Source organism: Desulfonatronovibrio magnus, assembly GCF_000934755.1.
GTDB classification, from domain to species: domain Bacteria; phylum Desulfobacterota; class Desulfovibrionia; order Desulfovibrionales; family Desulfonatronovibrionaceae; genus Desulfonatronovibrio; species Desulfonatronovibrio magnus.
Genome location: NZ_JYNP01000030.1, coordinates 21,741 through 35,722, shown reverse-complemented (window position 1 = coordinate 35,722; position 13,982 = coordinate 21,741). Strand labels below are relative to the sequence as shown.

At 44.8% G+C, this 13,982-nt stretch carries 10 protein-coding genes; 7 read left to right on the top strand and 3 right to left on the bottom strand.

Features of this window, described 5'->3' with window-relative positions; translation table 11 throughout:
• Positions 1-48: 48 nt before the first annotated feature.
• The 7 genes from hypA to LZ23_RS04050 all read left to right on the top strand — a co-directional run bounded on the left by hypA (position 49) and on the right by LZ23_RS04050 (position 7,293).
• Positions 49-399, top strand: a complete 351-nt coding sequence (gene hypA, locus LZ23_RS04080) for a hydrogenase maturation nickel metallochaperone HypA (RefSeq protein WP_045211813.1) — start codon at positions 49-51, stop codon at positions 397-399.
• Positions 400-430: 31 nt separating this feature from the next.
• Entirely contained in the window at positions 431-1,090 is a 660-nt protein-coding gene (hypB, locus tag LZ23_RS04075; RefSeq protein WP_045211811.1) for a hydrogenase nickel incorporation protein HypB, read from the top strand.
• A 32-nt stretch (positions 1,091-1,122) separates the two neighbouring features.
• A complete protein-coding gene (locus LZ23_RS04070) occupies positions 1,123-1,974 on the top strand; it encodes an Mrp/NBP35 family ATP-binding protein (RefSeq protein WP_052507104.1) in 852 nt (283 codons plus the stop codon).
• Between the two features lie 648 nt (positions 1,975-2,622).
• Positions 2,623-3,273: a tetratricopeptide repeat protein gene (locus LZ23_RS04065; protein ID WP_045211810.1), complete on the top strand. Its 651-nt coding sequence runs from the start codon at positions 2,623-2,625 to the stop codon at positions 3,271-3,273.
• A 39-nt stretch (positions 3,274-3,312) separates the two neighbouring features.
• Positions 3,313-5,145 carry an indolepyruvate ferredoxin oxidoreductase subunit alpha gene (gene iorA, locus LZ23_RS04060; RefSeq protein ID WP_045211808.1) on the top strand — a complete coding sequence of 611 codons (1,833 nt, stop codon included), beginning with the start codon at positions 3,313-3,315 and terminating at the stop codon, positions 5,143-5,145.
• 4 nt (positions 5,146-5,149) lie between these two features.
• Positions 5,150-5,746 carry an indolepyruvate oxidoreductase subunit beta gene (locus tag LZ23_RS04055; RefSeq protein ID WP_045211807.1) on the top strand — a complete coding sequence of 199 codons (597 nt, stop codon included), beginning with the start codon at positions 5,150-5,152 and terminating at the stop codon, positions 5,744-5,746.
• A gap of 8 nt (positions 5,747-5,754) precedes the next feature.
• On the top strand, positions 5,755-7,293 hold the full coding sequence (locus LZ23_RS04050) for a sigma-54-dependent Fis family transcriptional regulator (RefSeq protein ID WP_045211805.1): 1,539 nt from the start codon (positions 5,755-5,757) through the stop codon (positions 7,291-7,293).
• 317 nt (positions 7,294-7,610) lie between these two features.
• Here LZ23_RS04050 and icd read toward each other — a convergent pair whose 3' ends face one another.
• The 3 genes from icd to LZ23_RS04025 all read right to left on the bottom strand — a co-directional run bounded on the left by icd (position 7,611) and on the right by LZ23_RS04025 (position 13,982).
• Positions 7,611-8,762 (bottom strand): NADP-dependent isocitrate dehydrogenase, encoded by a 1,152-nt coding sequence (gene icd, locus LZ23_RS04045; protein WP_198145896.1) that lies wholly within the window; start codon positions 8,760-8,762, stop codon positions 7,611-7,613.
• Between the two features lie 268 nt (positions 8,763-9,030).
• Positions 9,031-11,460 carry a GGDEF domain-containing protein gene (locus LZ23_RS22310; RefSeq protein WP_052507103.1) on the bottom strand — a complete coding sequence of 810 codons (2,430 nt, stop codon included), beginning with the start codon at positions 11,458-11,460 and terminating at the stop codon, positions 9,031-9,033.
• A 1,397-nt stretch (positions 11,461-12,857) separates the two neighbouring features.
• Complete coding sequence (locus tag LZ23_RS04025; RefSeq protein ID WP_045211799.1) at positions 12,858-13,982, bottom strand: glycoside hydrolase family 3 protein; 1,125 nt, start codon at positions 13,980-13,982, stop codon at positions 12,858-12,860.

The window sequence follows — 13,982 nt, the reverse complement described above, 5'->3', positions numbered from 1 at the left end:
AGAAATCTCTGCATATAGCAGGAAAAAAATACAGCAAAGTGAAATATTATGCATGAAATGTCCATCGCCCACAGCCTGGTGGAAATTATCAAACAGGAGATGGCTAAACACGGTGTAACCAGACTCATCAGAGTCAAAGTCAAGTACGGCCGAATATCCGCCATAGTACCGGAAGCTCTGCAGACCGCCTTTGAAGCCATGACCATGGATACAGATCTTCAGGGGGCCATACTGGAAATTGAAGAAGTGCCCCTTCAAGCCAGATGCAGGGAATGCAGAAAAGAGTTTGCGCCTGAAGGAGACCTGCTCATCATGACCTGCCCCCATTGCCGGGCTGAATTTGGACACGAAATCATTTCCGGAAAAGACCTGTACATAGATGAATTAGAAGCAGAATAAATCAGGTGAAATATTTATCGGAGTAAAAATTATGCAAATAAAAGTAGTGCGCAAGATTCTTGAAGCCAATGATCGAATATCAGATCAATTGCGTAAGATGTTTCAGGAAAAACAAATCCTGGTTCTCAACCTCATGAGCTCTCCGGGTGCAGGGAAAACAACCCTGCTGGAAGCAACTCTCACTGATCTTAAGGAAGAGTTCAACATGGCTGTTATTGAGGGCGACCTTCAGACCAGCAATGATGCCGAACGGGTAGCTGCAACAGGTGCTCAAGCAATCCAGATTAATACTGAAGGCGGATGTCATCTTGACGGTTCAATGGTCCTGGATGCCGCCAGCGAGTTAAATCTTGACAATGTAGATATCTTATTTGTTGAAAATGTCGGCAATCTTGTATGTCCGGCTGAGTTTTCAGTAGGAGAAGACTATAAGGTTACAATTCTAAGCGTTGTTGAAGGTGACGACAAGCCTGAAAAGTATCCGCTTATCTTTGCTGAATCCAGAGTAATGCTTTTAAACAAAACTGATCTCTTGCCCTATGTTGATTTTAGCCTGGAAAAGGCCTCAAACTTTGCCAGAAGCCTGAACAAAGACATCAATATTTACCCTGTATCAGCAAAAACCAGGGAAGGCATTGATGCCTGGTATGAATGGCTGAGGACAGAAGTGAAAAATAAAAAACAGGCTTGAAAATCAAGGATGTAATTATACCGGAGGAATATATGCAGGATCTTAAAATGGCTTCATCATGTGCTTGCGGTCCGGACAAAGACCAGCAAGACAAAGAAGCTAAACTCAAAAATAAACTTGGCCGCATTAAAAATAAAATTGTAGTTATGAGTGGAAAGGGAGGTGTTGGAAAAAGCACAGTTGCCGCCAACCTGGCCGCTGCGCTTTCCATGCAGGGATTGAAAGTTGGTCTTCTGGATGTTGATGTTCACGGCCCGTCAATTCCTCGACTGTTGAGCCTGTCAACAGAAAGACCTCACATTGAAAAAGATTATATTGAACCTGTCCCCTGGGGCAGAAATTTGTGGGTAATGTCTCTCGGTTTTATGTTGCCGGACAACAGAGAAGCAGTAATATGGAGGGGTCCTGTCAAAATGGGACTTATACGCCAGTTTCTGCAGGATGTGGCCTGGGGAGATCTTGATTATCTCATTGTTGACTGCCCTCCCGGCACTGGGGACGAGCCCATGTCTGCCCTGCAGCTCATGGGCAATGACGCTGAAGCTATTATTGTTACCACACCACAGGCAGTGGCCATTGATGATGTCCGCCGCTCAGTAACATTCTGCCGGGAACTGGATGCACCCATACTTGGCATTCTTGAAAATATGGGTGGCTACACATGCCCTAAATGCAATGAAATACTAAATATTTTTAATTCCGGTGGAGGGGAAGGACTTTCATCTGAAATGGATGTGCCTTTTCTGGGCAGGATACCATTAGATCCTGAGGTAGTCCGTTCCGGTGATGAAGGATATATCTACGTTAAGACTCATCCTGAAAGCCCTGCAGCTCAAGCTCTTCTCAAGCTGGCAGAACAGATCTCAGCATCACATAAAGGGTGATATTACCCATATTTGGATTTATTGAATTTTACGTAACAGTCTAACCCCATTTTAAGCAAAGCAGGAAACTGGCACTCCCGGGCCAACTCGAGCCTCAACCGATGCTTTAGATGTGTCAAGTTAGAAGCTCCTCACCCGGGCGGACCGGGACCAAACTTGTGAGTAACTTTAGGATACTGTCACTTTTCTGAAAATTGGGACAGTCCCCGCGAGGTACTATAAAAAAGATTGATGTTGCATAGGTTCCTGGTAGAAATTTGCCTTAATGATAAAAATTTACACAGCGAGGGACAGTCCCCCTCCGGGCTGTAAGCCTCCGGGCAGGAAGCTGTGCCAGGCGCAAAGCTCTCATCTTTGACGGAAATTTTCAGGCAAATGTTCATGTATCATAGACAAAAATCGTAAAATGTGAAAAATGTAACCGTCTAATTTTATTGTCAAAACGATTGTAGTTACTTAGAAGCACGGGGATCCCGGAAGACCCAGTCCCAGTGTCGCGTCCAAAGGGCTAAACTGCTATCATTTTTCAATACTTAAAAATGTTTAGACGTATTTAATGTCTAACCACTTGAAATCATATTTTTTTATTCAACCACTAACAATGAACTGAGAACTTCTAACTCTCAATATAGATAGAATGGAGCAATTATGAGCGAATCTGAGAAAAAAGGATTTCTGGACAGAATAATGAGTGAAGCTGACTCATCAGCTCACCCTTTTTTAGAAAAAATCCAGGAACATATCAGAACCATTGTCCTTGTTGTTGGGACGGTTCTTCTTGTGGCCGTGGTTTATTCATCTTATACTTTCTGGGAAGACAGAAAAGTTACCAGGGCAAACAATGAGTTGGAAAATATCCTGAGTCAGGATAGTTCATCCGCAAGATTGTCCATGTTACAGGAATTCTCTAATCATGCCCCAAAACGCCTCCATGGAGCTATTTTGCTTGAAAAAGCCCGCATACATATGAACATGGAAAACTTTGCCAGTGCTGCAGCTGATTTTAAACAACTGGGACAAATTGATCCTGATATGCATCCGGTAGCAGTTCTGGGTCAGGCTAAAGCCCATGAACTCTCCGGCGATCATCAACAGGCATTGGAGATACTGAAAAACAGCTCACTTCCAGGTGATTTCCAGCATCAATACTTAAGCCTTCTGTCTTTTAACGCCGAACAGTCAGGGGATTATGCAGCTGCTCTGGATGCCTATCAAAAGCTCATGGAACATTCCCAGGACATGGATACAGGATTTATTGAGTTTAAAATCGAACAGCTTCAGCAAAAAATTCAATCATAAATTAATTTAAAACATAATACCTTTAGAAGGAAGCCAGCTATGAATCTTTTAGATCCCAAAGGCGAGGTTAGAGAATTGCTTCTCGGCAACGAAGCCATTGTTAGAGGGGCATTAGAAGCGGGTGTTGGATTTATATCCTGCTATCCTGGAACTCCATCATCTGAAGTTCCAGACACCTTCTTCCGATTGTCTGCCAGGGGCAGTTATTATTTTGAGTATGCTCCCAATGAAAAAGTAGCCATGGAAACCGCAGGAGCTGCCGCCCTTGGAGGTGTACCCACCTTAGTGACCATGAAACATGTGGGAGTGAATGTCGCTGCAGATCCCATGATGACTCTGGCCTATATTGGCACCCCCGGAGGATTGGTCATTCTCTCGGCTGATGACCCGGGATGTCATTCCAGTCAGAATGAACAGGACAACCGATATTATGCCCGGTTGGCAGGTTTGCCCTGCTTTGAGCCATCTTCTGCCCAGGAATGTAAGGATATGGCTAAGGAAGCCATGGAGCTTTCCGCAAAGTGGCAGCAGCCGGTTCTTCTCAGAACTACAACCAGAATCAACCACCTCAGAGGTCCGGTTGACTTCGGTCCCATGAAACCCGCCAAAACCAGGGGTGAGTTTAAAAAAGATCCTGGCCGCTTTGTACCCATTCCTGCTGTAGCAAGAATCAGACATAAAGTTTTGACTTCAAACTTAGAAAACATTCGCTCTGAAATTGAAAACTGTTCATGGAATAAATCCTGGGGTGAGGGAAAAGTAGGAGTCATTGCCTCAGGAGTATCACGGTCATATCTTAAAGATGTTCTTAAATCCAATCCAGCAATCAAGGTTAAAGTTCTTGAGCTTGGAATTGCCTGGCCTCTTCCGGAAAACACCATTAAAAACTTTCTGAAAGGTCTTGATAAAGTGGTAATCCTGGAAGAACTCGAACCTATTCTGGAAAATGATGTTCGTGTTCTGTGTCAGAAAAACGGGCTGACCCTTGAAGTTACAGGTAAAGGAGAAGAACTTCCTTTATGGGATGAATACTCGACTCTGTGTGTTGAGCAGGCACTGGCCAAAGCAACAGGTATAGAAATAAAAACCCAGGAACTTTGCAATCCGGATCTTGCAGCTCTGCCCAGCCGCCCGCCCAACCTGTGTGCAGGATGCTCTCACAGATCTGTGTACGTTAATACCAGAAAGATTTTTGGTGATGACGCCATTTACTCTTCAGATATTGGATGTTATACTCTTGGCATTCTTCCCCCTCTCAGATCAGCGGACTTTCTGCTGTGCATGGGTTCTTCGGTATCCAGCGGGTGCGGAATGTCCAGGGTGGTTGATAATCCGGTAATTGCATTTATCGGTGACTCAACTTTTTTTCACTCCGGAGTGACCGGACTCATCAATGCAGTATACAATGACTATGATCTTATTGTTGTTATTTTAGACAACAGAACCACGGCCATGACAGGACATCAGCCCCACCCCGGAGTTGATCAGGCCCTATACGGACTCAGACCTGGCAATATTGAAATTGAGCCATTGGTAAAAGCCAGTGGCGTGCAACATGTAAAAAAGGTCAAGGCTTTGAATCAAAAGGCTGTATCAACTGCCTTAGAGGAATTCAAGGAAATGAAAGGTGTCAGGGTACTTATTGCTGAAGATCCCTGCCCTCTTTATGCCAAGAAGGTGCTGGGAATTAAGCGTACCAAGGTCGCCACCATCAAAACTTCTGGTCCTGCCAGCCTTGAATGTCTTAATACTCTGGCCTGTCCAGCTTTTTTCAAAGATGGCGAAACTGTTGGGGTCAACCAGGATGCTTGCGCTGGATGCATGGTTTGTGTCCAGATTTGCGATGAAATCAAACCAGGTTCCAGGAGCTGATTATATGAAACCATTAAGAGTATTTTTTACTGGAGTAGGTGGCCAGGGAACCCTTACTGCCACCAAACTGCTGGCAGAAACTGCCCTGGACCAGGGTGTCGAAGTAAATGCTGGAGAAATTCACGGCATGGCTCAGCGAGGAGGGGTGGTTCACTCTTTTGTTCTTCTCGGGGGTTATGCCAGCCCAAAGATATCGCTTGGAGAAGCTCATGTTCTTCTGGGTTTTGAACCTATGGAAACCCTGCGTGCGCTTCCCTTTATTGCTAAGGACGGCCTTGTTCTTAGCAGTGAAGATCCTGTTCCGCCCATTTCAGTCACCACAGGCAGGGAAGAATACCCTTCCATAGACTTAGTCAAGTCAGAAACACTTAAATGTTCCCCCCGGGCAAAATTTTTGCCTTGCTTATCTCTGGCAAAAGAAACAGGAGTGGTACAAACAGCCAACACTGTTCTCATGGGAGCCTTTTTCTCCATGGGCGTACTTCCTTTTGGCCTTGATATCCTCCTTGAGTCCATTGAAAAACGTCTGAAACCCAAACTGGTTGATGTTAACCTGAAGGCGGCCCGTCTTGGCGCTGAATACATCACCCGGGATAAATAGGCTTTTCAATGAGTGACAACACTCAACTTATTATTCTGGAAAAGATCCTCATGGAGTTGGGCTGGCAAGGCCCGCTCCGTGAGGGGCTTGAAAAGCTGCTCAAAGTTACGTCCAGGGAAATGGGATATAAGCGCATGTCCCTGGCCATATTTGATCCCAAAAGTCAAAGCATTGAATTCAGCCTGTCATACGGTCATAAAAAAACACCCAAATATTCATACACACCCGGTCAGGGAATAACCGGACTGGTAGTCAAGGAAAGATCGCCCATCACAGTTCCCGTAATGAAGGACGATCCCAATTTCCTCAACCTGGCTTTTGATCGATCTCCTGAAGAACTGGCAAGCCTTTCTTTTATCTCCGTACCTATAAAGAGAATAAACCCTGACAATGAAATGGAAATCCTTGGCGTTTTGAATGCTGAGATGGGGTTGAAAAATATTTCAGAACTGGAAACAGACTGCCGATTCCTCCAGATCCTTGGCATAATCATCGCCAGACAGGCATCTTTTCTTCAGGAAGAAATGACCCGGCAAAAAGAATTTGCCGGTTTCTTACCTGTTGATCACTGCGTTACCTATCAGGACCTGGCCAAGAATAAGCTGATTGCATCATCAAAGATCATGATGGCCATTATGAACCAGATCATGCAGGTAGCCCCCAGTAAGGCAACTGTGCTTGTCAGGGGAGAATCCGGCACAGGTAAGGAACTGCTGGCTGAAGCAATCCATAATTTGAGCCCGAGAAAAAGCAAACCTTTTGTCAAACTTAATTGTGCTGCTCTGCCTTCAGAACTGTTAGAAAGCGAACTTTTTGGATATGAAAAAGGGGCTTTTACAGGAGCCGTCAGCCATAAAAAAGGAAGGTTTGAACTGGCCCATCAAGGCACATTATTTCTCGATGAAATCGGCGAACTAAGTGCGGACGCCCAGGCCAAACTTTTACGGGCCATTCAGGAAGGAGAATTTCAAAGACTGGGCAGTGAAAAAACCACCCAGGTTAATGTGCGCATTGTCTGTGCTACTCATCAATTGCTGGAAAACTTGATCAAAGAAGGTAGGTTCAGGGAAGATCTATATTATAGAATAAATGTATTTCCCATTTTCATTCCAGCACTGCGGGAAAGAAGGGAAGATATCCTGCCCATTGCTGAACATTTTCTTGAGTCTTCAAGCAAGGAATATGAAAAACAGATAAAGCGTATATCCACTCCGGCCATGGATCTGCTGAGTCAGTATCATTGGCCGGGCAATGTCAGGGAACTGAAAAACTGCATTGAAAGATCGGTTCTCTTGTGTAATGAAGAGGTAATCAGAACCTATCATCTCCCACCCACACTGCAGACTGCTGAAAGCACAGCTACCGATAATGAACTGCCCTTTGTGGAAACTGTGGCCAAATTTGAACAGGAGCTGATTATTGAAGCCCTGAAAAAAGCTGCAGGCAATATGCTGCAGGCAGCTCGTGATCTTCGGGTAAGTTACCGCATCATCAATTATAAGGTAAAAAAATACAATATAAACCCCAAGAGATATGCCGGAAAGTAATACTGAAGCGGGCTGTCCTCGCAAAATGGTGAATACTTAGCGGTTTTGGCTGGATGGAAGCATTACCCTTTTTTTGAAAACTGAAAAAATTTGTAATAGTTTAGCCATTTGCATGTGGCACGGCTTCCTGCCAGGAGGCTTACAGCCCGGAGAGGGGGCTGTCCCGGGCTTCGGGACTGTCCCCAATTGACATTTCTTAGAAACGCGTAATGCTCCAGGCTGGGTCCGGCGCACATTTGACAGGCAGCTTTCCGACATAAGCCTTAACTGAACCCCCTCAAATGACTGCCGGCCCCCGACCAATACAAGCAATATGCTTATAAATTCATACCAATAAGCTCTCCAAACTCCCGGCACCCAACCTGATTAGCTCCTTGAATCTGTGATGCCAGATCAACAGTAACTTTCTTGCCGGCAATAACCTTTTCCACAGCATTATGAATAAGCCGCGCAGCTTCACCCCACCCAGCGTGTTCCAGGAGCATGGCGCCTGAAAGTATGAGGCTGCCAGGGTTAGCCATATCCTTTCCTGCTATTGTGGGAGCGGTTCCATGAGTAGGCTCAAAAAAAGCCAGCTTATCGCTCATATTCACTCCTGGCGCAAGACCAAGACCACCTACCTGGGCAGCAAGAGCATCAGAAAGATAATCTCCGTTAAGGTTGGTGGTGGCTATGACGCTGTACTGCTCAGGGCGCATAAGTACTTCCTGAAACATGGCGTCTGCAATACGGTCATTAATTATCACTCTGGTCTCATTGTCTGCGGCCTTTTCTTCTGAAATGGTTACGTCAGCAAACTCACTTTCTGCCAGTTCATAACCCCAGGTTCTGAATGCGCCTTCTGTGAATTTCATGATATTGCCCTTGTGTACCAGAGTTACACCGGGTCTTTTCTGATCAATGGCAAACTGTACAGCTTTTCTTACCAGACGCTGGCAGCCATTTTTTGTAACAGGTTTGAGCCCCACAGCAGCGTTTTCTGAAACATTGACTTTCATCTCTTCCCGCAAAAAGGAAATAAGCTTTTGAACTTCTGACGCCCCGGCAGCCCACTCTATCCCGGCATAAACATCTTCTGTATTTTCTCTGAAAACCACCATGTCTACAAGATCAGGCCTTTTTAAAGGTGATTCAATACCTTGAAAGTAGCGTACCGGTCGTATGCATGCATATAAATCAAGAACCTGACGCAAGGTCACATTAAGGCTTCTGAACCCACCGCTCACTGGGGTAGCCAGAGGTCCTTTCATGGCCAGAGAAGCTTTGGCCAGAGTGTCTATAGTTGACTGAGGCAAATATTCTCCATTGTCTTTAAAAGACTTTTCCCCGGCCGGTAATTCCTTCCATTCAATTCCATGTTCACCTGAATATGCCTTTTCTAAGGCCTTATCCAAAACCGGCCGGGCTGCATTCCATACTTCTGGACCAATTCCATCTCCTTCGATAAAATACACTGTTTTCTGCACGATACTTATTCTCCTTTATGTTTTTTTGTATCTGTCTATCGGCTTACAGGAAAGCATAAGGACAGGCTACTCCGAGACTCGTTTGAGCATCAATTTGTGCTCAAAATGACTCATTTTTCTGAATCTGTGTGTACCGGAATAGCTCGTCCCCCTCCAGGCTGTATGCGTCCGGGCAGGAAGCCATGCCACATACAAGGCGCTATACAGATACGTTTTTTTATTAACAGACTTGAGCACCACAATTACCAGTTACCTTGCGACAAAGCCCTCTTTAATAGTCCTCATCCGTCCACATTTCCCGCTTAAACCTGATTACCCTGTTCCTGCCTTTTTTCTTGGCCTCATAAAGAGCTACATCAGAAAACTTAATCGCCTTGTACATGCTGTCTGCATCATGGGGAAACTCAGCAACTCCGAGACTGATGGTTTTCTTTATTCTTTTGCCATCACCAATATCAAACTCGTATTGCTCAATTTTTGCCCGGATTTTTTCAGCCACTGCTTCACTCATATCAGGCTCAACCTGTGGCAGGAGAATCAAAAATTCCTCTCCACCGTACCTGATCAGCAAGTCAGATGACCTAATTCCTTCCTTAATAATGCTCACAACCTGCTTGAGCATCATATCTCCTGCCTGATGGCCGTGATGATCATTTACCTGCTTAAAGTAATCCAGGTCAGCCATCAAAAAACCTATGGTCTTGTTTTCTCTAATGCACAACGGTTCATACTGTTGCATATACTCATCCAGGAATCTGCGATTCTGGCAATGAGTCAAAGGATCACGCATGGATTGTTCCCTGGTCACCTCAAGAAGTCGCAAAGTGGTAAGAATAGGTGCTGTTTCCTCCATATATTTACGTAGAACTACTACCTGCTCACGCCTCATATTCCATTCAGATCGAGGAACCATGAAAGAGAAGACCGTTCCCACCTGACCGCCCATAACCAGGGGAATACAATATCGAATATGTCTTGAATGATCACAATTAAAATACGGACATAAGGCTTCATTGCCTGCGGAAGAGACTTCTTCGGACATTCGCTTGGCCCTGCATATTTCAGGATTTAAAATAATATCCTTTTTACACAATACATCATCCGGATGGCTGTCCAGAACAGGAGACATCCTGTTCTGACTTGAATTGACCTCAAAAAGCAGAAAATGATCGATCTTGAAAGTTTTGCTGAAAGCAATTTTTAATTGTTCGTAAACTTCTTCCTTCTGATAAACCCCCCTGATATCATGGCTGAAAGAAGTCAGGTTAGCCATCTGTTCCATTCTATTGGCGACATCATCAAGAGAAGGAATATGATAAGTGGTGCTTTCAGTTCTCAAAACCTTGCTCAAAAGGCGTCCGCTTTTATCAAGAAAAATGCTCCAAAGGCGCATCATGGTATTTATCACATTACGCATTTCATCGAGTTCGTCTCCCCGGCGCATGGCATAAACAGGACAGTTGGTACAATCTTCATACTTGTTTAAAAAAATGCATGTGTCCCGCCACCTTGGAGAAATGGCCTCGGATCCTGTTTCCAGATAACATACCAGGGCCGGATTTTCATACACAGGACACTCTTCATTATGACAATTCAAAACCTCCAGACAATGCACAGGATCAGTTTCAAAACGATCAGAAAAATCATTGCTGTGCGAAGCAATGACCATCCTTTTAAGCTTCTGAAAAAACTGCTTGATCTTGAGAAGATTGATGAAAAGAGTAAGAATTATTGCCAGACCGAAACACAAGCTTATTATGGTGATGTACCGCCAGTAAGCCTGGTTGTGGCTGGTGATGAGCGAGTGGTCTATTCCAAGAATAACACCTCCAAGTTCATTTCCGGAAGAGTTCATCAAGGGATAAAGCAAAAAGCTGTTGTTGCGCTCAAGGGATAATCGACAGTTACTGTCAATACTTGCAGACGGCAGTAAAGTAAAGGCATGGCTGGAATCATAGGCAATCCAGCCAGCATAATCCATGCTTATCAGCGCCGGGTTGAGATTGGCTGCAAATTCATCACTGACCACCGGAACCATGGTCATTCCTCTTGGCAGATCAAGATTGAACAGAATGGAGTTCAGAGAAATGCGTATCCCGAACACTCCTGCAGTTTTCATATCTTGAATAACAGGCACTAAGGTTATTCTGCTCAGACCCATGGATCCAACATAAATCTCGCTGTTCCCATCACGTGACTTCCATGTTTTTTCGACAAAAGGTGCAATCACTTCATTTCTGACAGTACACTCCCATCCAGACAATGGGCCTTCATGGTCCAAGTCAAGGTAAATACAGAAATCAAGAGAGTTGAAACCTGGCAGTTGTCTGATGGGGTCTGTGGATTGTTTAAGCAGGTCATTGATTAGAGACAAATCCCGTGAGGAAAAAGCCTGGATTACATCTGGATTCTCTGCAATACGGGCTGCGCTGAAGTCAATAAATCTGAAGTTCTCCCTGAACTGGTTATTCAGTAAAGAATGTCCAAGATGAAGTCGTTCGGTAAGATGCTCCTGGGATGACATGTGAATACTGCGTGCAAAAAAAAGAGAAGTAATCAAAACAACGAGAAAAAGGAAAACAGCAGGTATAACTATGAAGCGAAAGGAAAGAGTCCAATCATAAGGTTTTAAAATTTTAAGCAGATAATTACTAATTTTGTCCCAGCCATTTATCTTTTTCTTTTTTGGCGCACCACGCATACTCGCCCTCCGGAGCTGTTACAATGTACCTCGAACATAAAGCGATTCTGAAAACTGGAGTGTACTCTTTGTATCGATATTTTATAGCTTCTAAGTAACTGGAATCATATTAACAATAAAATTAAACACTTACAAATATCAGTATATTTGCTCTTGTTCCCAGGCTCCAGCCTGGGAACATCTCTTTTTTTTGTGGCTCCAGCTACTTTTTGAAGAGGCGGCTGGAGCCGCAAGAGCAAGACGTCCCCAGGCTGGAGCCTGGGAACGAGGGGTGGTTTTACCATACAGATTGCTTCGGTTGCTTAGGCTCCCTCTTGGGTGACAGGTTTTCAGCAACTACATCCCTGACAGCTAAGTTGTCATTGCGAGCGAGTCTTCGAGCGCGGCAATCTCTAACGTGTTAAGGCTATTTCAAGTTACTCACACGTTCGGTCCCGATCCGCCCGGGGGAGGAGCTTACAAGCAACTATAATCTTTTTGCCAATAAAATCAGACGGTTACAATTTTCATGTTTTTACGATTTTTGCTTATGAATGATGCACATTTGCCTGAAAAATTCCGTCAAAGATGGGAACTTTGCGCCTGGCACAGCTTCCTGCCCGGAGGCTTACAGCCCGGAGGGGGGCTGTCCCTCGCTGTGTAAATTTTTTCATTTAAGCAAATTTCTTCCAGGAACCAATGCAGCATCAGTCTTGTTTGTAGCACCTCGCGGGGACTGTCCCAGTTTCCAAATATGGGACAGCTCTTCAAGGTGGAGGCGGCTTCCAGCCGCCTGGAATTTAATAGCCTGCAGGATGCAGGCTCCACTTTAAAGACAGTTACTCACAAGTTCGGTCCCGGTCCACCCAGGTGAGGAACTTACAAGTAACTTCAAAAAAAACTGGACCCCGGATCAAGTCCGGGGTGACGGTTAAAGCAAGTTTTTACTCTTTACCGTCATTCCGGCGAAAGCCGGAATCCAGGTTTTGGTATGAAGAAGCGGCTGGAGCCGCAAGAACTAAACGTCCCCAGGCTGGAGCCTGGGAACGAGGTGTAACAAGAAAATTTTTAACCCTGACAAGAGCAATAATACCCAAAATCCTTATTCTTCAACCTTCAACCTTCAGCCTTAAACCTTCAGTCTTCAACCTTCAGCCTTCAACCTTCAGCCTTCAGCCTTCAGCCTTAAACCTTCAGCCTTCAACCTTCAGCCTTCAGCCTTAAACCTTCAGTCTTCAACCTTCAACCTTCAGCCTTAAACCTTCAGTCTTCAGCCTTCAGCCTTCAGCCTTCAGTCTTCAGCCTTCAGTCTTCAGCCTTCAGCCTTCAGCCTTCAGCCTTCAGCCTAAAATTAAAGTTATCGCCCCAACTTAACGATCCTTGTTTAAATTGGGTTACGGGTACAACCTGCATTAGTGTTAAGACAAACCCTCTTTAAGCTTCATAATCCGGTCATAAGACTCCTGAATGCGCCCCCGGCTTATCTTGCCCTGATAAACCTTGTTGATGATAATGTCCCGTACTTTTGAGGCAATCTCTTCGTCATATACAAGATTATTACCAAAAATTATTATATCAGCTCCAGAGAGTATAGTTCTTTCAACAGCAGTATTAAGGCCGTACTGATCCCTTATGGCCCCCATCTGCATGTCATCGGATATAATAACCTTGTCAAACCCCATTTCAACACGCAGAAGATCATGCAATATACTGTAAGACAAGGTTGCCGGCCACTGTGAATCTAAGCGGGCATTAAAAACATGAGCAGTCATGACCATATCAACCCCGGTAGAGTCAAAGAGCAAAGTATAGGGTTTCAGTTCGTATTCTTTCCATGTATCAGTAACATCAGTAAAACCGTGGTGCGAGTCCTGTGTGGAACTGCCATGTCCTGGAAAGTGTTTCAGGGCAGTAATGATATTATGCTCGCGGTGGGCTTCTATGACTTGTGCGGAATGCAGTGCAACCTTTTGAGGATCATCTGAGAAACTCCGCTCAAGTCTGCCAATAACCGGGTTGTCAGGGTTAACATTAACATCAACTACTGGAGTAAGATTGACATTGATTCCCATGTCAGCCAGTAACTGGGCTGTTTGTGATGCATAGTCAAAGGTAAGCTGCAGGTCATCTGCTTTGCCTAACCAGCCTTGAGATACAGTAGGCGGAAATCCATGCTTTTCTTTAAGCCTTGCTACTCTGCCCCCCTCCTGATCCACTGCAATGAGAAGGGGATCGTCAGTCAGGCTCTGCAGGCTTGCTGTCAGTTTTTTCAACTGCTCAGGAGATTCAATATTGCGTATATCCGAGCTTAAAGCCACGTCTCGATCAAACAGTATTACCCCACCCACACGGCCTTCCTGGATATCTCTGACAATAAAGTGGTTTTCATCCACTTCCAGTCCACGAAAACCTATCATGAGCATCTGTCCAATCTGACGATTCAGTTCTTCATCATCCTTGCTGGTGCCCCCACCACATCCCACAAGCAAAACCAAAACAATAAAGGCTGTCATCCCGGTTTGTACGAAAAAAAACCATTTCAT